General features: G+C 40.1%; 17 protein-coding genes. 15 read left to right on the top strand and 2 right to left on the bottom strand.

Annotated features, from left to right (window positions below; genetic code table 11):
- Positions 1-15 precede the first annotated feature (15 nt).
- The 14 genes from ACIFOT_RS29315 to ACIFOT_RS29380 all read left to right on the top strand — a co-directional run bounded on the left by ACIFOT_RS29315 (position 16) and on the right by ACIFOT_RS29380 (position 13,562).
- Positions 16-840: a M55 family metallopeptidase gene (locus ACIFOT_RS29315; RefSeq protein WP_430071584.1), complete on the top strand. Its 825-nt coding sequence runs from the start codon at positions 16-18 to the stop codon at positions 838-840.
- 13 nt (positions 841-853) lie between these two features.
- Entirely contained in the window at positions 854-1,786 is a 933-nt protein-coding gene (locus ACIFOT_RS29320) for an ABC transporter permease (RefSeq protein WP_430071587.1), read from the top strand.
- Positions 1,786-2,739, top strand: a complete 954-nt coding sequence (locus tag ACIFOT_RS29325) for an ABC transporter permease (RefSeq protein WP_430071590.1) — start codon at positions 1,786-1,788, stop codon at positions 2,737-2,739. Before ACIFOT_RS29320 ends, ACIFOT_RS29325 begins: the two co-directional genes overlap by 1 nt.
- A 4-nt stretch (positions 2,740-2,743) precedes the next feature.
- Complete coding sequence (locus ACIFOT_RS29330; protein WP_430071593.1) at positions 2,744-3,742, top strand: ABC transporter ATP-binding protein; 999 nt, start codon at positions 2,744-2,746, stop codon at positions 3,740-3,742.
- 26 nt (positions 3,743-3,768) lie between these two features.
- Entirely contained in the window at positions 3,769-5,403 is a 1,635-nt protein-coding gene (locus tag ACIFOT_RS29335; RefSeq protein WP_430071596.1) for a peptide ABC transporter substrate-binding protein, read from the top strand.
- Between the two features lie 99 nt (positions 5,404-5,502).
- The gene (locus tag ACIFOT_RS29340) at positions 5,503-6,426 is read left to right on the top strand and encodes a S66 peptidase family protein (protein WP_430071599.1); all 924 of its coding nucleotides are present in this window, start codon (positions 5,503-5,505) and stop codon (positions 6,424-6,426) included.
- Between the two features lie 14 nt (positions 6,427-6,440).
- Positions 6,441-7,541, top strand: coding sequence for a mandelate racemase/muconate lactonizing enzyme family protein (locus ACIFOT_RS29345; protein WP_430071601.1), 1,101 nt, complete (start codon positions 6,441-6,443; stop codon positions 7,539-7,541).
- Positions 7,534-8,448 (top strand): NlpC/P60 family protein, encoded by a 915-nt coding sequence (locus tag ACIFOT_RS29350; protein WP_430071604.1) that lies wholly within the window; start codon positions 7,534-7,536, stop codon positions 8,446-8,448. Before ACIFOT_RS29345 ends, ACIFOT_RS29350 begins: the two co-directional genes overlap by 8 nt.
- A gap of 2 nt (positions 8,449-8,450) precedes the next feature.
- Positions 8,451-9,455, top strand: coding sequence for an ABC transporter ATP-binding protein (locus ACIFOT_RS29355; protein WP_430071607.1), 1,005 nt, complete (start codon positions 8,451-8,453; stop codon positions 9,453-9,455).
- A 3-nt stretch (positions 9,456-9,458) separates the two neighbouring features.
- Positions 9,459-10,235, top strand: coding sequence for a serine hydrolase (locus ACIFOT_RS29360; RefSeq protein ID WP_430071610.1), 777 nt, complete (start codon positions 9,459-9,461; stop codon positions 10,233-10,235).
- Between the two features lie 162 nt (positions 10,236-10,397).
- Entirely contained in the window at positions 10,398-11,684 is a 1,287-nt protein-coding gene (kynU, locus tag ACIFOT_RS29365; RefSeq protein WP_430071613.1) for a kynureninase, read from the top strand.
- Between the two features lie 166 nt (positions 11,685-11,850).
- Positions 11,851-12,615: an SDR family NAD(P)-dependent oxidoreductase gene (locus ACIFOT_RS29370; protein WP_430071616.1), complete on the top strand. Its 765-nt coding sequence runs from the start codon at positions 11,851-11,853 to the stop codon at positions 12,613-12,615.
- Positions 12,616-12,639: 24 nt separating this feature from the next.
- A complete protein-coding gene (locus ACIFOT_RS29375) occupies positions 12,640-12,945 on the top strand; it encodes an ArsR/SmtB family transcription factor (protein ID WP_430071619.1) in 306 nt (101 codons plus the stop codon).
- 50 nt (positions 12,946-12,995) lie between these two features.
- The gene (locus ACIFOT_RS29380; RefSeq protein ID WP_430071623.1) at positions 12,996-13,562 is read left to right on the top strand and encodes an MOSC domain-containing protein; all 567 of its coding nucleotides are present in this window, start codon (positions 12,996-12,998) and stop codon (positions 13,560-13,562) included.
- Between the two features lie 96 nt (positions 13,563-13,658).
- Here ACIFOT_RS29380 and ACIFOT_RS29385 read toward each other — a convergent pair whose 3' ends face one another.
- Positions 13,659-15,155 carry a response regulator gene (locus ACIFOT_RS29385; protein ID WP_430071626.1) on the bottom strand — a complete coding sequence of 499 codons (1,497 nt, stop codon included), beginning with the start codon at positions 15,153-15,155 and terminating at the stop codon, positions 13,659-13,661.
- Positions 15,148-16,947 carry a cache domain-containing sensor histidine kinase gene (locus ACIFOT_RS29390; protein WP_430071629.1) on the bottom strand — a complete coding sequence of 600 codons (1,800 nt, stop codon included), beginning with the start codon at positions 16,945-16,947 and terminating at the stop codon, positions 15,148-15,150. Before ACIFOT_RS29390 ends, ACIFOT_RS29385 begins: the two co-directional genes overlap by 8 nt.
- 205 nt (positions 16,948-17,152) lie before the next feature.
- Here ACIFOT_RS29390 and ACIFOT_RS29395 point away from each other — a divergent pair, with 205 nt between their 5' ends.
- Positions 17,153-18,460 (top strand): ABC transporter substrate-binding protein, encoded by a 1,308-nt coding sequence (locus tag ACIFOT_RS29395; RefSeq protein ID WP_430071633.1) that lies wholly within the window; start codon positions 17,153-17,155, stop codon positions 18,458-18,460.
- Positions 18,461-18,480 lie beyond the last annotated feature (20 nt).

An 18,480-nucleotide genomic window follows, 5' to 3' on the forward strand; every position in this document is an offset into this window, starting at 1 on the left:
GAAAGGGGTATTTCTGTGAAATTATATGTTTCCGTGGATATGGAAGGAATCACTGGCATGGTTGACCATACTCAAGTTGATTCTGGCAAGCATAACTATGAGCGCAGCCGGATTATTATGACGGATGAAGCAAACCATGTCATTACAGCTGCTTTTGATTCAGGATGTGAGGAAGTAGTCGTAAATGACAGCCATTCAAAAATGAATAATCTATTAATTGAGAGGCTCCACCCTGAGACACAACTGATAACTGGCGATGTGAAACCATTTTCAATGGTCCAAGGGTTAGATAAAACCTTTACGGGGGCGGCCTTTGTTGGCTACCATGCCCGTGCAGCCTTAAAAGGGGTCATGTCCCATTCCATGATCTTTGGGGTCCGCAATATGTACATCAATGATGTAGCAGTAGGCGAATTAGGATTCAATGCCTATGTCGCAGGATATTACGATGTTCCTCTTCTAATGGTAGCAGGTGATGACCGTGCAGCCTTTGAGGCAGAGCAACTGATTCCGGGTGTGACAACGGCAGTTGTAAAGGAATCTATTTCAAGGTCTGCTGTCAAATCGTTAACGCCGGCAAAAGCAGGGCAGCTGCTTCGCGAAAAAACAGCGATCGCACTTAACGATAGAGGTAAAGTGAAACCGCTTACACCATCGGATAGGCCGCTACTAGCGATTGAATTTACCAATTATGGGGAAGCGGAATGGGCAAATTTAATGCCAGGCACAGAAATCATCCCAGAAACGACGATTGTACGTTTCCAAGCGAAAGACATATTAGAAGCATACCAAGCAATGCTGGTAATGACGGAATTGGCGATGAGAACAACATTCTGTTAGGAAGTGGACAAGCATGAATACATATTTCATTAAACGTATTGCCGCGATGCTTATTACGTTATGGCTTATCATTACAGCAACCTTTTTCTTAATGCATTCAGTACCAGGATCACCATTTAATGAGGAAAGAACAACCAATGAAGCCGTACAAAAGAACCTCGAAGCCTATTATCATCTAGATCAGCCTCTCTTAGTCCAATATGGAAATTACCTAACAGCACTTGTCAAATTAGACCTCGGACCTTCCATAAAAAAATCATCCCAGACTGTTAACGACATGCTGGGGAGAGGATTTCCAGTATCATTTGAGCTTGGATTTTATACACTTTTAGTCGCAATTTTTTCAGGCATATTACTTGGTGTATTAGCTGCCCTTCGCCATAACGGCATCATCGACTATGTGGCAATGAGCATTGCGGTCCTGGGAATTTCAATCCCGAACTTTGTCATGGCTACATTTTTGATTGAGGAGTTGGCTGTAAGATTTCCGATATTCCCAGTCGCTACATGGACTAGCCCGAAACATATGGTATTGCCGATTTTGGCACTGGCAACAGGACCAATGGCGATTATCGCCCGCCTAACGCGCACAAGTATGCTCGAAGTATTAACCCAAGATTACATTAAAACGGCGAAAGCAAAAGGCCTATCCCCAGTGAAAATTGTTTTTAAACATGCCTTAAGAAATGCTCTATTACCAGTTGTGACGGTTTTAGGTTCATTAGCTGCCAGTATCTTAACCGGTACGTTTGTGATCGAAAAAATATTCGCGATTCCCGGGATGGGAAAATACTTTGTTGACAGTATCAATACACGTGATTATCCAGTAATTATGGGAACCACTGTCTTTTATAGTGCCATTTTAATTCTTATGCTGTTAATCGTCGATCTCGCCTATGGGGTATTAGATCCACGAATTAAACTCCATAAAAAGGAGGCGAAGTAATGGAGCTGCGGAAACAGGAAAACAGAAATATTTCGCCAGATGTTCCTGATGAATGGTTTGTGCTAAAAGCACGAAGTCAAACAGAAGCAGAAGCTGTCATAAGACCGAGCTTGTCGTACTGGAAGGATTCCTGGCTCAGGCTGGTAAAAAATAAGCTGGCGATGGCAGGTTTGGTATTCTTGGCCTTTCTAACCTTATTGGCTATTTTCGGACCAATCATTTCACCCCATTCGGTGGAAAAACAATCGTTAACACTGCAGAATTTACCTCCATCTAGTAAATATTGGTTTGGTACCGATGATTTAGGTCGCGATGTCTTTACCAGAACCTGTTATGGTGCGCGAATCTCATTATTTGTTGGGTTGATGGCGGCCCTGATTGACTTTGTTATTGGAGTTGTCTATGGCGGTTTTTCCGGGTATAAAGGCGGCCGAATCGATAACTTAATGATGCGATTTGTGGAAATCCTCTATGGACTTCCGTATTTACTCGTTGTTATTTTAGTCATGGTCGTAATTGGACCGGGATTGACAACTATTATTCTTGCATTATCGATAACCGGCTGGGTCGGGATGGCGAGAATTGTCCGCGGACAGGTCCTGCAAATAAAAAACTATGAATTTGTTTTAGCATCGAAAACGTTTGGCACGAAAACAGCACGTATTATCCGGAAAAATTTGCTGCCGAATACGATGGGTCCGATCATTGTTCAAATGACACTAACAATTCCGTCTGCTATTTTTGCAGAAGCATTTTTAAGCTTCATCGGCCTCGGCATCCAAGCACCGCATGCAAGCTGGGGAGTAATGGCGAATGACGGTTTATCTACTATTCTCTCAGGCTACTGGTGGCGTTTGTTCTTTCCAACCTTGTTCATTTCATTAACGATGTTTGCGTTTAATGTTTTAGGTGATGGATTACAGGATGCCCTTGATCCAAAGTTGAGGAGGTAACATCATGGAGAAAATTCTTCAGGTTAAGGATCTACAAGTATCCTTTTCAACCTATGGCGGCGAAGTAAAGGCTGTCCGAGGTGTCAGTTTTGACCTGCATAAAGGTGAAACGTTAGCCATTGTTGGTGAATCGGGCTGTGGGAAAAGCGTCTCTTCTCAAAGTATCATGAGGCTCATTCCTAGTCCTCCCGGCAGAATAACGGGCGGAGAAGTCCTTTTCAAAGGCACGGATTTAATTAAGTTAAAAGAGCCAGAGTTGCGGAAACTTCGTGGTTCTAATATTTCGATGATTTTTCAAGATCCAATGACCGCTTTAAATCCAACGCTTACGATTGGTGAGCAAATTATGGAAGGAATTATCCAACATGAAAAGATATCACGGGACGAGGCGAAGAAAGCAGCCATCGAGATGCTGACTCTCGTGGGAATTCCAAGTCCGGAGCAGCGGTTAAAACAATATCCACATCAGTTTAGCGGCGGAATGCGGCAGCGAATTGTCATTGCCATGGCGCTTGTTTGCCAGCCTGATGTATTAATTGCCGATGAACCAACCACCGCGCTGGATGTGACAATACAAGCTCAAATCTTGGAGTTATTTCGGGATATCCAAAAGAAAACAGGGGTATCGATTATTCTGATTACCCACGATTTGGGGGTAGTTGCACAGGTGGCGGACCGAGTCGCAGTGATGTATGCAGGAAAAATCGTGGAAATAGGGACAAGGCGGGAAATCTTTTACCAATCACAGCATCCATATACAGTGGGATTACTTCAATCTGTACCACGGCTGGACATGGAAAAGGGAGAACTCGTTCCAATACCAGGAACACCGCCTGACTTATTTTCCCCACCTGTTGGATGTGCCTTTTCGGCACGCTGTCCCTATGCGATGGAAGTCTGTGATAAAGCCTACCCGTTTAAAACCCAGCTGAGCAGCCATCATCAAGTAGATTGCTGGCTCCAGGACGAACGGGCTAAAAAAATGGTTTTAACATTTGTTTAACTATAAAAATACTGAGGGGGAAAGTCATGAAAAAGTTTATGACAATGTTGGTAACTTGTTTGCTAGTTTTTGCTTTAGCAGCTTGTACAGCCAACAAAGATGCTGGAAGTGAGCCGACAAAAGATGATGGCAAAGGAAAGACGAAGGAAAAAGTAGAAAAAGTGGTTAATTGGAACAATGGTCAAGAACCAACTTCCTTTGACCCGCCAATTGGCTTTGATGCCGTATCTTGGAATGCCTTGAACAACCTTATGGAAGGGTTAACTCGTTTAGATCAATCCCATCAGCCAAAAGCTGCCACAGCAAAAAACTGGGATGTCTCAGAGGATGGGAAAGTTTATACCTTCCATATTCGTGAGGATGCAAAATGGTCAAATGGTGACGATCTGACTGCTGGTGATTTCGTATATGCTTGGAAACGCCTGTTAGATCCAAAAACAGGATCTTCCGCTGCATTCTTAGGCTATTTCATCGAAGGCGGCGAAGCCTTCAACACTGGAAAAGGCACAGCCGATGGTGTGAAAGTAAAAGCGGTCGACAATAAGACGTTTGAAGTAACACTAACAAGCCCGCAGGCATATTTCTTAAGCGTGATTGCGAATCCTGCGTTCTTCCCAATCAATGAAAAAGTAGCAACAGCCAATCCAAAATGGTTTGCGGAAGCAAGTTCATTTGTAGGAAATGGTCCTTTCAACCTAACTGAGTGGAACCACGATTCTGATTTCACAATGACAAAGAATGATAAATATTGGGATGCAAAAAATGTTAAACTGGATAAAATTCATTGGGCTATGGTGGATGATGAAAATACGGAATATCAAATGTACACGACTGGTGAACTAGATTCATCCGATGTTCCTTCTGAATTAGCTGATAAGTTATTTAAAGATGGCGACGTAAAGGTTGAAGACCAAGCGGGTGAGTATTTCTATCGCTTTAATTTAACAAAAGAACCATTCCAAAACGAGAACATTCGTAAGGCATTCGCACTCGCGGTTAACCAGGAGCAAATGGTGGACTTAGTTACCAAAAATAAAGAAAAACCTGCTTACGGTTTTGTTTCCTATGGATTTAAAGATGCAGCTGGTGAGGACTTCCGTAAGAAAAGCGGTGACCTCATTAAAACTGATGTTGCCAAGGCAAAAGAATTGTTGAAAAAAGGTATGGAAGAAGAGCATTACACAAAACTTCCGGAAGTCACTCTTACGTATAGCACAAGTGATGAGCACAAGAAAATCGCAGAAGCCCTGCAGCAAATGTTTAAAGAAAACCTGGGTGTTGACGTGAAGCTTGCCAATATGGAAAGCAGCGTTTTTGCGACAGACCAAAAAGCATTAAAGTTCCAGTTGTCACGCAGCTCATTCCTTGCTGACTATGCAGACCCTATCAACTTCCTGGAAAACTTTATTACCGGCTCTCCAATGAACCGTACAGGCTGGAGCAATGCAGAGTTTGATAAATTAATTAAAGACGCAAAAAATGAAAAAGATGAAAAGAAACGTTTTGAGATGATGTATCAGGCTGAAAAAGTATTATTTGATGCAGCACCAATCGTTCCAATTCACTTCTATAACCAAGTTTATTTACAAAATAAGGATGTTACCGGCGTCGTTCGCCACCCAGTTGGATATTTAGAATTCAAATGGGCAGATAAGAAATAAATCGCCAAAGGTAGTTTTAATAAAAAGGGATGTTCGATTGAACATCCCTTTTACCCTAGAAACATAGATTTATAGATAGTGTCGAAAAGGGGTTTTTTAATGAATGCTGTAAAGCCAAATCGGCTAAAAAAGGGAGATGCAGTTGGAGTTATTGCTCCAGCAAGCCCGCCGAATCAAGAAAATCTAGTACGTGGAATCACTTTTTTGGAGGATTTAGGACTGAAAGTCAAGGTTGGAAAACATGTCTCCCGTATTAATGGTTATTTAGCCGGTTCTGATCAAGAAAGACTAGAAGATTTCCATGAAATGTTCGCTGACTCAGATGTTAAAGCTATTATTTGCGCATGCGGCGGTTTTGGAACAGGAAGAATTGCCGAGCAAATTGACTATGAATTAATTAAAAGGAATCCAAAAATATTTTGGGGTTATAGCGATATTACTTTTTTACATACGGCAATTCGGCAACAAGCGGAGCAGGTGACCTTTCATGGGCCGATGCTTGCTTCAGATATAGGGAAAGAGGATACACACCAAATGTCTAAAAAAGGTTTTATGCAATTATTTGAGCCTTCCTCTTTCGTCTATACGGAACAGATTTCTCCATTAGAAGTTTTAGTAGATGGTGAGGCAAGAGGAGAAATCGTTGGTGGGAATTTGTCGCTTCTAGTCAGTACTCTTGGTACAGACTACGAAATTGATACGAAGGATAAGCTGCTGCTTATTGAGGATGTGAATGAAGAACCCCGGTCCGTTGACCGAATGCTTAATCAGCTTTATATGGCTGGCAAACTTAAGGATGCAAGCGGCATACTTTTAGGAGATTTTTGTGATTGTACACCACAAAGGAATCTTACCTTATCGTTAGAAGAAGTCATTGCCCATTATGTTCAGCTCGCAGAAAGGCCGACGATGAAGGGATTCATGATGGGGCATTGCAACCCGCATATCGCAATTCCCTTGGGTGTACAGGCATCCATGAATACGTATGAAAAAAAACTAATTGTCGATAGCGGCATCTTGTAAAGGATGGATAACCCATGATTATTGAGCAAATTGAAACATTCCGAGTTGCTGTTCCGTTAATTAAACCATTTAAAACGGCCCTTCGAACAGTGACGACAGCTGAATCCATTTTTGTGAAAATAACCTGCGATAATGGGATCGTTGGCTGGGGTGAAGCGCCGCCTACCATTGTTATTACGGGTGATAGCATCTTGAGTATTGAATCGGCAATCCATCATGTAATCAAGCCATTTTTACAGAAGAAAAACTTGCTTCAGTATGAGGTGATTTTTCAGGGGCTTAAGACACTTTTGGTTGGAAATCCGAGTCCGAAGGCTGCTGTAGATATGGCAATTTATGATTGTCTATCCCAATATTGCAAACTGCCGCTTTATCAATTTCTCGGCGGTCATAAAAAGGAAATGGAAACAGATTTCACCGTTAGCGTGAACGGACCAGAGGAAATGGGTGAGGATGCGGTTTCCTATATTCAAAAAGGCTTCAATGTCCTGAAGGTAAAGGTGGGGAAGGACGATATCGCTGCCGATATAGAACGGATCCTGGAGATTAGAAGGCGGGTAGGAAAAGATATTAAGATCCGTTTGGATGCGAATCAGGGATGGACAGCGAAGGATGCTATCCGGGCCATTCGCAAAATGGAAGACAATGATTTGCGGATTGAGCTTGTTGAACAGCCGGTTAAAGCAGATGATATTGAAGGTTTGAAGCAAGTAACGGATGCTGTCGACACACTCATTATGGCCGATGAAAGTGTGTTTACCCCGAAGCAGGCCTTCCAAGTATTAAAAACAAGAAGTGCTGACTTAATAAATATTAAGCTGATGAAGGCTGGCGGAATCTATCAGGCCCAAATCATCAACCAACTTGCTGAAACATGCGGTGTCGAGTGTATGGTCGGCAGTATGATTGAAACCCGTCTTGGAATCACCGCGGCAGCTCACTTTGCCGCAAGTAAGCAAAATATTAACCGTTTTGATTTTGATGCACCGTTGATGCTTGCAAAGGAAATCGTGGAAGGCGGAGTCCAATATAAAAATAGATTAATAACAATGCCGGAGTCTCCGGGACTTGGAATTAAGTGCATTGACATTGAGGGAGGTGTCTTAATTGGCTAAATGGATTGTAAATGTTCCGGTCGCAACCGTATGGACGTCCTTTGATTCACCACGGGAAATCGATAAAGATGCAGTATCCAACTTTGGAAGGATTGAATCGTGGTTAGAGGGATTGACATATGAAACTAGGCTTGAATTATGTATCGAAAACCTTGTTCAAACTCAAGTTTTATATGGTGAAGAAGTTATAGTTTTAGAGGAAGATGGTGATTGGGCACATGTGATTATTCCTAGCCAATCCACCAAAAAGGAAGACCTCGGCTATCCAGGCTGGGTTCCTAAAGCCCAATTAGTGGAGGCTGCTGATGACTGGAATTTAACAGATGGCCCGGTCGCTGTTGTTACCAGCCAAGAGGCAAAGTTGTTTAAAGAGAATGATCCTTTTAGTATAGAACTCTCCTATCTAACGACACTGCCTTTCATAAATGAACAGAATGGCAAAGTGTACGTCAAAACCCCAGATGGGACTGCTGTGCTAGATACAGAGAATGTCGTTGTCTCCGAATCACCTGCAAGGGGAAATGGACAGGCGATTGTATCCGCAGGCGAGCAGTTTCTTGGTCTGCCTTATTTGTGGGGGGGAATGAGCAGTTTTGGCTATGATTGCTCAGGATTCAGTTACACGATGTGCAAGGCAAATGGGTATGTAATCCCCCGTGATGCCAGTGACCAAGCAGCAGCAGGAGAAAAAGTTGAATTAACAGATATCGAACCAGGTGATTTATTATTTTTTGCCTATGAAGAAGGAAAGGGAAGAATCCACCATGTTGGCATTTATTATGGAGAAGGAAAATTGCTTCATTCCCCAAAGACAGGAAAAACGGTAGAAATTATAGCATTAGAAGGAACGATATACGAGCGGGAACTATGTGCAGCAAGACGCTACTGGGTTAAGACGGAGGCATAACTATGGAAAAGTTATTACAAGTAAACAATTTAAAAAAACATTTTCACTTAGGAAAAGATCAAGTTTTAAAAGCGGTTGATGGTGTAACCTTTCATATTAACAAAGGGGAGACATTCGGAATTGTTGGTGAGTCCGGATGCGGGAAGTCTACGGCTGGCAGAACGATTATCGGGCTTTATGATGTAACGGAAGGTGAGGTTGTTTTTAAAGGGAAAAATATCCACAAGTTCACATCAAAAGAACGATTTGGCTTTCATCGGCAAATGCAAATGATTTTCCAAGACCCATATGCTTCGTTAAATCCAAGGTCAACGGTGAGTGAAATCATATCTGAGCCGATGGAAGTTCATGGCTTGTATCCAAATAAACAAGAAAGGTTAAATCGTGTCTATCAATTATTAGAAGATGTTGGTTTAAATCGAGAACATGCCAATCGGTATCCACATGAATTTAGCGGCGGTCAGCGCCAACGGATTGGAATCGCTAGGGCCTTATCCCTTGACCCTGATTTTATCATTGCTGATGAGCCGATTTCTGCTTTGGATGTATCCGTTCAGGCACAGGTTGTTAATTTGCTGATCAAACTCCAAAAGGAAAAGGGATTAACCTATCTATTTATTGCCCATGACCTCTCGATGGTAAAGCAAATCAGTGACCGTATTGGTGTCATGTACTTAGGGCAATTAGTGGAATTAACGACAAGCAGTGAGCTATATAAGAAGCCGCTGCATCCTTATACTCAGGCATTGCTCTCGGCCATCCCAATTCCTGACCCTGATATTGAGGACAAACGTGAACGGATCATATTAAAAGGGGAACTGCCAAGCCCGATTAATCCTCCAAGCGGATGTGTATTTAGAACCCGGTGCCCAATGGCCATGGATGTTTGTGCCAAGGAGAAACCAGTGTGGCAGGAAGTTGAGGATAGCCATTATATTGCCTGTCATCTTTATGATAAAAACAAAGCCGGTGATCATGATTATTCTCAGGTTGCTGTCACGAGGTAACTAATGGAACAATTAAAGGCAAAAATCGAAGAAGAAATCCGCAGCTCGAACGGCAGAATCGGTCTGGCTGTCGAAATTGAGGGCGAGAGTATTTATGTAAATAGTGAAGAAGTATTCCAATCCGCAAGTTTGATTAAGTTACCAATTTTTATAGAGGCATTCCGGCAGAGTGAGATGGGAAAACTAAACGAGAATGAATTGGTTTCCATTACAAATCATGCAGGTGGGTCAGGCGTATTGCAGGCATTTTCCCGTGATGCGCTCTTGACAATTAAAGATCTCATGACGTTAATGATTACGGTCTCGGATAATACAGCTACCAACCTGCTCATAGATAAATTGGGAATGGAAACCATTCATCGATCCTTTGAAAAAATGGGATTGCAGCATACCGCCCTTAATAGGAAAATGATGGATTTTGAGGAGATTGAGCAAGGACTTGATAACTACACAAGCCCTTTGGATATGATGACATGTTTGAGGATAGTCAAGGAAGGCGACTTTTTAGCAAAGCAAAGCCGTGAGGCGGCATTAAGAATACTAAGTTATCAGCAATTTCAAGATAGACTTCCAGGCATGATGGAACTCGATAAGGTTAAAGTGGCAAATAAAACAGGCAGTCTTCCTCACATTGAACATGATTGTGCTGTGGTAACGAATAATGGGAAAACAGCCTATGCAGCGGTCTTAATGGATCAGCTAGATGATGTATTTGTAGGAAAGCAGAAAATCAGTAGAATTGGTAAGCATATATTTGATTATTTAGTGGAAAAGTCATAGAAGAAAAGGAAAGTTAGTAATAATTGGCAGGGAATCCTTTGAAGGATTCTCTTTTTTTTGCGTTTAAGAAGCGGAGGACAGACCATTCTTTAAAAAATTGACATCATGTCATATTCTTTGGTATGATTTTGTAAACGATTACAAGTAGGGGAAGGGTTGATTATGATGGCGTATGATTTTTTACCAACTTTGGAGTTTGCTAAACAATTAGATAAAGAGGATACACTTTCACGATTTCGAGAAGAGTTCTATTTAAAACCTGATTCCATTTATATGGATGGAAATTCTTTAGGTCTTCTTTCGAAAAGAGCAGAAAAGGCTCTCTTAGAATCGTTAAACGATTGGAAACATTATGGAATCGATGGCTGGACACAGGGGAACCATCCATGGTTCTTTATGGCGGAGGAATTGGGCAAGAAGCTTGCGCCGTTAGTAGGAGCTTCTGCTGAGGAAGTGATTGTAACAGGTTCCACAACCGTCAACCTGCACCAGCTTGTGTCAACATTTTATCAGCCGGACGGAAACCGTACGAAAATACTGGCAGATGAACTAACTTTCCCATCTGACATTTATGCTCTTCAAAGCCAGCTGCGTACTCATGGATATAATCCGGATACACATCTCATCCGTGTAAAAAGCCGCGATGGCCGCTTTTTAGAAGAGGATGATATTATCGAAGCGATGACCGATGACGTGGCTTTAATTGTCCTGCCAACCGTCCTTTACCGCAGCGGGCAAATATTGGACATCAAACGATTAACGGAAGAAGCCCATAAGAAAGGTATTTTAATTGGGTTTGATGCCTGCCACTCGGCTGGGGCCATTCCACATTATTTCAGTGAATGGGATGTTGACTTTGCCTTTTGGTGCAACTATAAACATTTAAACGGCGGGCCTGGCAGTGTTGGCGGTTTATATGTCAATCGTAAGCATTTTGGTAAGATGCCTGGCCTCGCTGGCTGGTTTAGTTCGAATAAAGAGAATCAATTCGACATGGAGCATACCTTAACACCTGCTCATTCAGCAGGAGCCTTTCAAATTGGGACGCCCCATGTCCTTAGCATCGCTCCTTTGATTGGTTCTTTAGAAATCTTTACAGAAGCGGGTATTGAAAATATTCGCGAGAAGTCTCTTAAAATCAATCAATATTTAGTAGAGTTAATTGACACTGAGCTGGCTGAAATGGGATTTTTCGTTGGATCACCAAGAGAAGATGTGCGCCGCGGCGGGCATGTGAGCCTGGAGCATAATGAAGCTGCACGAATTTGTAAATCATTAAAGGAAAACGGGATCATTCCTGATTTCCGGGCACCTAACATCATTCGCCTTGCACCTGTCGCGCTTTATACTTCCTATGAGGAAGTTTGGAAAGTCGTTCAAATTCTTAAAAAAATCATGACTGAAAAACAATATGAAAAATTTAAAAATGAACGTGAAGTAGTAGCTTAAGTATATTAATTTAGTGGGTGCCCAAATAATTAGGGCACCCATTTGTGTGTCAACGATATCAGTTGATAAATATAGTTGACGAATTTTGTAATTTAAATTACCATATGTTTAAATGATTAAACATTTAAACGTATAAACATTTTCCGATATTGGAGGACCATAAACGATGAAGAAGACAGCATTAATTACAGGAGCAACAAGCGGTTTAGGATATGAATTCGTCAAACTGTTAGCTAACGATGGATACAATTTAGTTCTAGTGGCTAGAGACGAAGAGAAACTAAAGGAAATCAAACAATCCTATTCGCAATTAGAAGTAACTGTCATCCCGAAGGACTTGAGTGTCATTGGGGCCGCAAAAGAAGTATTTAATGAAATCGAAGATCGTGGAATTGACATTGATGTTCTAGTAAATAATGCTGGTTTCGGGTTAATGGGTTCATTTGATGAACTGGATATCCAAAAACAGCTAAATATGATTCAATTAAATATAACCGCTCTAACGGAATTAACCTATTACTGTCTGCAAAAAATGAAACAAAGAAACGTTGGCAAAATCTTAAATGTAGCAAGTACTGCAGCATTTCAGCCAGGCCCGCAAATGGCGGTGTACTATGCTACCAAAGCATATGTGCTTTCATTTTCAGAAGCATTGGTGGAAGAGCTATCAGGCAGTGCTGTTACCGTGACAACCCTCTGCCCAGGGCCTACGAAAACCAACTTTGGAGCGGTTGCCAATGTTGAGGGTACCAAAATGTTCAGCCGGGCGATGGCATCAGATGAGGTGGCAAAGAGCGGATATAAAGCATTGATGAACGGGAAGCGCGTGGTGGTAACAGGAGGATTCAATAAGGCAGGTGCACTTGGGGCTAAATTTATGCCAAGAAGCCTGGCTGCTAAAGTTGCCAAGTATGTTGCAGAGGAAAAGTAATGATATTTGGAGGAATTTTTTAATATGGCACAGCAAGCTATTGATGTTTTCAGGTCATGTATCCCATTATTTAACGCCTTAAGTGATCCGGCAAGACAGGACATTATCCTTTTGCTGGCAGAACACGAACCATTAAGTGTAAACGAAATAGCCGAGCAATCGAGCCTATCACGCCCGGCCATTTCCCATCATTTAAAAATCATGCGTGACAATCACCTTGTTAAACTAGAACAAAAAGGGACACAGCGCTATTATTCGCTTTCTTTAGACCATAGTGTTAAACAATTGAAGCAGCTCATTGAAATCGTTGAGAGTGAGTGTATTCTTTAGCTCCCTCCGGTATTCAACCTAAAAGATAAACGGAAAGGTGAGATTTACTTTTGGAAAAAGTTTGGGCAACCGTAAATGCCATATTAATAGCAGATAATCCGGAAACATTTGTAACCAGAAGGATTAAAGAAGTAAATTTGGAATTCGGCGGGATTCGCGGGGATCGGCATTTTGGCGTAACGAGTAAGGCAGATTCAAGACAGCCGATGTACCCAAGAGGGACTGAGATTCTGAACCGCCGCCAAATAACGATTGTGTCTGAAGAAGAATTAGACAGGATTGCAGAAGAATTAAAAATCGAATCAGTGCTGCCTGAATGGTTAGGGGCTAATCTTTTGATAAAAGGATTTCCGGATCTAACGAAACTCACCATGGGCTCTCGTATCCTTTTTCCAAGTGGTGCAGGATTAATATGTATGGGAGAAAATATGCCTTGCACCTTGCCTGGAGATGAAATCCAAAAGCATTACGATAATCACGAGAAGTTGTCATTCCGTTTTGTGCGCGCAGGATATAAACGGCGGGGAATCGTTTGTGCAGTAGAAAAGCCCGGAAAAATTTATGAAAATGATGAAGTTCAGATTTTGGTGAATGATTTTACAAAACCGATGCAGTAAATAAATGCATATCCATAGTAGTTCAAAAGAATGGAAGGGGTCTTTAGGAATTTTACTAATAAATTGACCCCACCCATTATTTAATGATATTTAAAATTAGATAATTTTTGAAGGTGGGACTTTAAAATATTTTTTAAAACATCTGCTAAAATAATGCGGATCGTTGTATCCGGTCATTTCGGAGACAAATTGAATATTTTTACATCCATTCATCAACAACTTTCTGGCATTATCCATTCTAATTTTCGTTAGATATTCAATGACGGTGATTCCTGTCTCCTTTTTAAAAATTCTGCTTAAATAAGAAGGATTAGTATGTAAATGTTCTGCGATTGAATGTAATCCTACTTCGCCATCTTGATAATGACTCTCCATAAATGAAATAGCCTGAAGCGAGAGAGATTTTAATTCCAAAAGTGTTTGACGGGAGATGGAGATAGCCTCTATTAATAAAGTGCTTAAAAATGTCTTCATTTCCTCGATGTTACGAAATTGCTCTGTAAATCTTTCAAATTGATTTAATTCCGTAAAGTAGTCCTTTTTTAACTGAAAATCATGAACCCCCTTGTTAATGCTGGTAATTAGTTCTCTTGTCAAAACAAAAAACTTGGCAGACGAGATTTTGTTTCGTTGACATAAAAGAATAATTTCCTCCAATTCCTTTAGGGAAAGGTCTTCATTCCCTGACTTTACTAGAACGGAGAACTTTCCAATTTTTTCTAGAATTGCACTATGGCTATCATCCTTTTCTTGAAGGAATTGATATGTGTTTCCGGTACCTTTCGTCAGCCGGTTGTGTAATGCGAATTTTGCTTTTTGAAAAGCCTCGCCAAACATCTGCAGGCTATCCATTCTTGGTCCTATGCCAATCGAGAACGATCGTTGAAAATGGCTTTTCAATGCAAAATGCAAAGGCTTGATTTTATCGATATCATCAGCCTGTATTAAATAAGAAGAAAACAATTGGTGATTTAGCCCAAGATGATAAATTGGATTAGGGAAGTATTGTAAAACAAATTTCGCTATCTGTCCTTGCAGGTTTTCTTCTACTTCAACATCAGAAGAAATTAATAGAAAACAAGAAGGTTCTCTGGCAACATCTGAAAAAACCTCCTGATAAGCTTGAATCAACATATTTGTAACAGGCCCATTTAATAATTGGTAAGCAATATAAGATTTCATTTCTTTATGATCTAGAACGACAGATGTTAAGTTCTCTTTTTCCTTCTTATCTTTAAATTTGTGAAGCATTTCAGCCAGGTCCTCTGAACGAACAGGCTTCAATAAATAATCGAAAACCCCAAGCTGAACAGCTCTTTGTGCATATTCAAATTTATCGTATCCCGTCAGAAATACGATCTGCAGCTCCTTCTGTTCCTGATGAAGCAGGCCGGCAAGCTCTATTCCATTCATTAGCGGCATATTAATATCAATAATCACCAATTCGACTGGATTGTTGCGGATAAAATGTAATGCCTTTTCCCCGTTTTCTGCCTCACCTATAATGGAAAAGCCGAGTTCCTCCCAATTTAAGCAGCCCTTTATTCTTTCTCGAATGAATTGTTCATCATCAACTAAAAGAACTTTATACATATGCAATCTCTCCTTGTCGAATGGCAGGAATGATAATTTCAACAGATGTACCTTTTCCAGGATTGTTATGAATCTTGATGCCGAACTGTTCACCAAAGTATTGTTTGATTCGTTCGCTCGAGCTATATAGCCCAAAACCGATATTCCCTTTTTCTTCTTTTTCTTTTAATAATGATTCAATTGACTTATAAAACGTGCCTTCCCCGTGGTCATTGACAAAGATATGAATCTTATCTTTGTGTTTTTCACCGATAATTTCAATGTAAATGTGATCTTCTTCGTCCTTTAAATTATGACGGATAGCGTTTTCAATAATGGGTTGAAGAGAAAGTTTAACAATTTGATAATTAAAGATTTCAGGGTTGAAAATAAATTTATAAGCAAGTCTTTCTTTATATCTAATGCTAAGGATTTCTAAATAGCGTTTAGAAATAAGCATTTCTTCTTCCATGGAGATAATCTGATTTCCTTTACTAATAACGCCTCGATAAAAGTCAGCTAACTTATGGGTTAATTCAATTACTTCTTTTTTCTGTTCCATTTCTGCAAGTCCGCAGATATTTTCCAGTGTATTGTATAAAAAGTGGGGATTTAGCTGGGATTGTACACTAATAAGTGCGTATTTTCGTTTCTTTTCTTGTTCCTTTACCACTCTTTCCATCAGCCTTTTTGTTCTTCTCACCATTTTATTGAATTCTTTGGCCAGCACCCCTATTTCATCTCTGCTATTGATATCAAGAGAAACATCTAAATTCCCATTTTGTACCTCTTTCACAACATGATTGATTTTTTTTAAAGGCTTGGATACAAGATTAGAAATTAATAGAGTGATCAAAACGACACTAGCCATCATTATGAACCCAATAAGGAGGAATGACCTCATGAGGGGCTTGTTTACGGCTAAAATGTTTTCTATAGGAACCAGAGCGACAAGGTTCCAGTTTAATTTAGGCAGTTCTTGGGATACAACTAGATACTCTCTGTCATCAAGAAAAACGCGCTCTCCGCTTTTCTTTTGTTTTATCAATGAAAAATAGGGTTCACTTTTTATGGATTGGTAAAGGTTTGAAGGGTTATGATGGGATACAATCCTTCCGTCATGATTAACGATAAAAATATTTCCGTTCTGACCAAAATCAATAGAGTTATATTGCTTACGAATCCAGCTTTCCCTTAGATTTATTTGAATGGTCCCTAAAGGAAGTGCTGTCCTTTCGGAATTAAAGCGCTGGAAAAAGGAAACGATGTTTAATTGTTTACCATATAAAGTATAGTTACTTTGATAGACACCTTTCCATGCTGTAGCTCTTACAGAGTTTTGCTTTAGCGTAATGGGTGATTGTTTACTCAGGACAGAAATCTCTCCCGAGTCATACACCAGGCCATTGTTTGCAAAGATCATAATGGAATCAACATAATCTTTTGTTCCCTTAATTTCACTTAAGACATTTTTAACTTCTTGAAAATTTCGGTGTTCCTCCAGTGAATGACTGGGAACCGACACGGAGGTATATTGTTGAATAATAGAGTTTGTTACGACTAATTCCGACAATTCTTCTGTTTCGTTAAAAATTAACTCTAATTTATTTGAAATTTGGCTAAAATTTTGATTTGTGCTATCGATTGTTTGTTGAACTAGAATTTTAGAGGAGATTTGATAGGCAATAATCATGAAAAGTGATAAAAAACCAATTATTAAGCAAAGCAGGAAAAAGGTTATTTTAGCATTTATGGAAAAGGAAATAGGTTTACGTTTCTTTACATATGAAATGATGTTCCTGCATGCCTTCATCGTTATCACCTAAATTTTTATAGAATAAAAACTATTATTATTTTTGTATCATACTAGATAAGCAAAATATACTCTATAGAGCAAAAAATAGAAATACCAATATTCAGAATAGAAAAAATTTTGAACATGACGTAAAATTTCTCCATGTTCCATTGGATTGATTCCAACTATACTCAAGTTATATTTCAAAAGGGGGGTATAAGAATTGAGGAAAACGTTTACAATTTTCACTGCTGTCGCACTCCTATTATCCATTGTTTTGGCAGGGTGCAGTTCAAGTGACAAGACTTCTTCAAAAGAAGAAAAGAATTCAGGTAAAACGACTATTCGTATTCTTTCACGCATGGGCGGGGATGATCCGGAATCAAAAGCATTTAATGAGCTGTTAGCTAAATTCATGAAGGAAAATCCTGATATTAAGGTTATTGATGAATCCCTTAACGATGAGTCTGCCTTCAATAATAAGTTTAAAACATCCGTTGCCACTGGAAATGTCCCGGAAATTTGGGTTAACTATGGCGGACAAGCATTTAAAGAATATGCCAAGAACATTGCCATGGATTTAACTCCAGTTCTAGAAAAAGATAAACAATGGTCGGATGCGTTTCTACCATTATTCGATACTTGGAAATATGACGATCTGCCGGGAATTTATGGAGTTCCTTCGGAGTTTTATAGCATCGCATTATTTTACAATAAAGAGCTGTTTGAGAAGATTGGGGCAGAACCACCAAAGTATATTGAAGAAATTCCGGAATTGCAAAAGAAATTCTCGAAGGAAGGAATTACTCTTATTCGAATGGGTGATAAAGAAAACTTCCGCGGTGGCCATTTAATCAGTAATATCACAATGAAAAAGTTTGGATTGCAAAAAACCGAAGATCTAGTCAGCGGCAAAGCAAAATACACTGACAAAGATATGCTCGAGATATTCAAAGTTATGAAACAATGGGCTGATCTTGGTGTCTTCGGAGACAACATCGTTACGACTGATGATAATGAAGTCACTTCTGCGTTCACTAGCGGCAAAAGCGCTATGTTATTTAATGGAAGCTGGGGAATTTCATCCCTTGCTGAATCAGATATTGCTGATAAAATTGGCGTCATTCCATTCCCAGGATTCAAGGATGCTCCAGATCACCTAAATACATGGCATGGCGGCGCAGGCGGATACTCTGTATTCAAGGAATTGAAAGGCAAAAAGAAGGATGCTGCTATCAAATTACTAAAATACTTAACATCCGTTGATACATTTAAATACTACTTTGAAAAATCAGGCGGCGGTGTTTATCCTGTCAAAATGGATATGGGTTCACTAAAAGTAGATCCGGTTACACAGGAATATACGAAAGCACTTGAATCTTCGAAAGAATTCTTAATGGAAATTACGGCTTACGATCCGCGTCCGCAATTCCAAGATAAATTAAGAAACGAAATCCAAGGAATGTTTGCAGGAAACTCTCCTGAAAAGACAGCTGAAAATATTCAAAAATTCTCAAATAATCTAAAATAACGCAATGATACCGCTCTGGT

Source organism: Neobacillus sp. NRS-1170 (genome assembly GCF_050468025.1).

Coding starts and splice junctions, on each gene's coding strand:
- ACIFOT_RS29320 (WP_430071587.1), top strand. CDS start 854: ATGAATACATATTTCATTAAACGTATTGCCGCGATGCTTATTACGTTA.
- ACIFOT_RS29325 (WP_430071590.1), top strand. CDS start 1,786: ATGGAGCTGCGGAAACAGGAAAACAGAAATATTTCGCCAGATGTTCCT.
- ACIFOT_RS29330 (WP_430071593.1), top strand. CDS start 2,744: ATGGAGAAAATTCTTCAGGTTAAGGATCTACAAGTATCCTTTTCAACC.
- ACIFOT_RS29335 (WP_430071596.1), top strand. CDS start 3,769: ATGAAAAAGTTTATGACAATGTTGGTAACTTGTTTGCTAGTTTTTGCT.
- ACIFOT_RS29340 (WP_430071599.1), top strand. CDS start 5,503: ATGAATGCTGTAAAGCCAAATCGGCTAAAAAAGGGAGATGCAGTTGGA.
- ACIFOT_RS29345 (WP_430071601.1), top strand. CDS start 6,441: ATGATTATTGAGCAAATTGAAACATTCCGAGTTGCTGTTCCGTTAATT.
- ACIFOT_RS29355 (WP_430071607.1), top strand. CDS start 8,451: ATGGAAAAGTTATTACAAGTAAACAATTTAAAAAAACATTTTCACTTA.
- ACIFOT_RS29360 (WP_430071610.1), top strand. CDS start 9,459: ATGGAACAATTAAAGGCAAAAATCGAAGAAGAAATCCGCAGCTCGAAC.
- kynU (WP_430071613.1), top strand. CDS start 10,398: ATGATGGCGTATGATTTTTTACCAACTTTGGAGTTTGCTAAACAATTA.
- ACIFOT_RS29370 (WP_430071616.1), top strand. CDS start 11,851: ATGAAGAAGACAGCATTAATTACAGGAGCAACAAGCGGTTTAGGATAT.
- ACIFOT_RS29375 (WP_430071619.1), top strand. CDS start 12,640: ATGGCACAGCAAGCTATTGATGTTTTCAGGTCATGTATCCCATTATTT.
- ACIFOT_RS29385 (WP_430071626.1), bottom strand. CDS start 15,155: ATGTATAAAGTTCTTTTAGTTGATGATGAACAATTCATTCGAGAAAGA.
- ACIFOT_RS29390 (WP_430071629.1), bottom strand. CDS start 16,947: ATGAAGGCATGCAGGAACATCATTTCATATGTAAAGAAACGTAAACCT.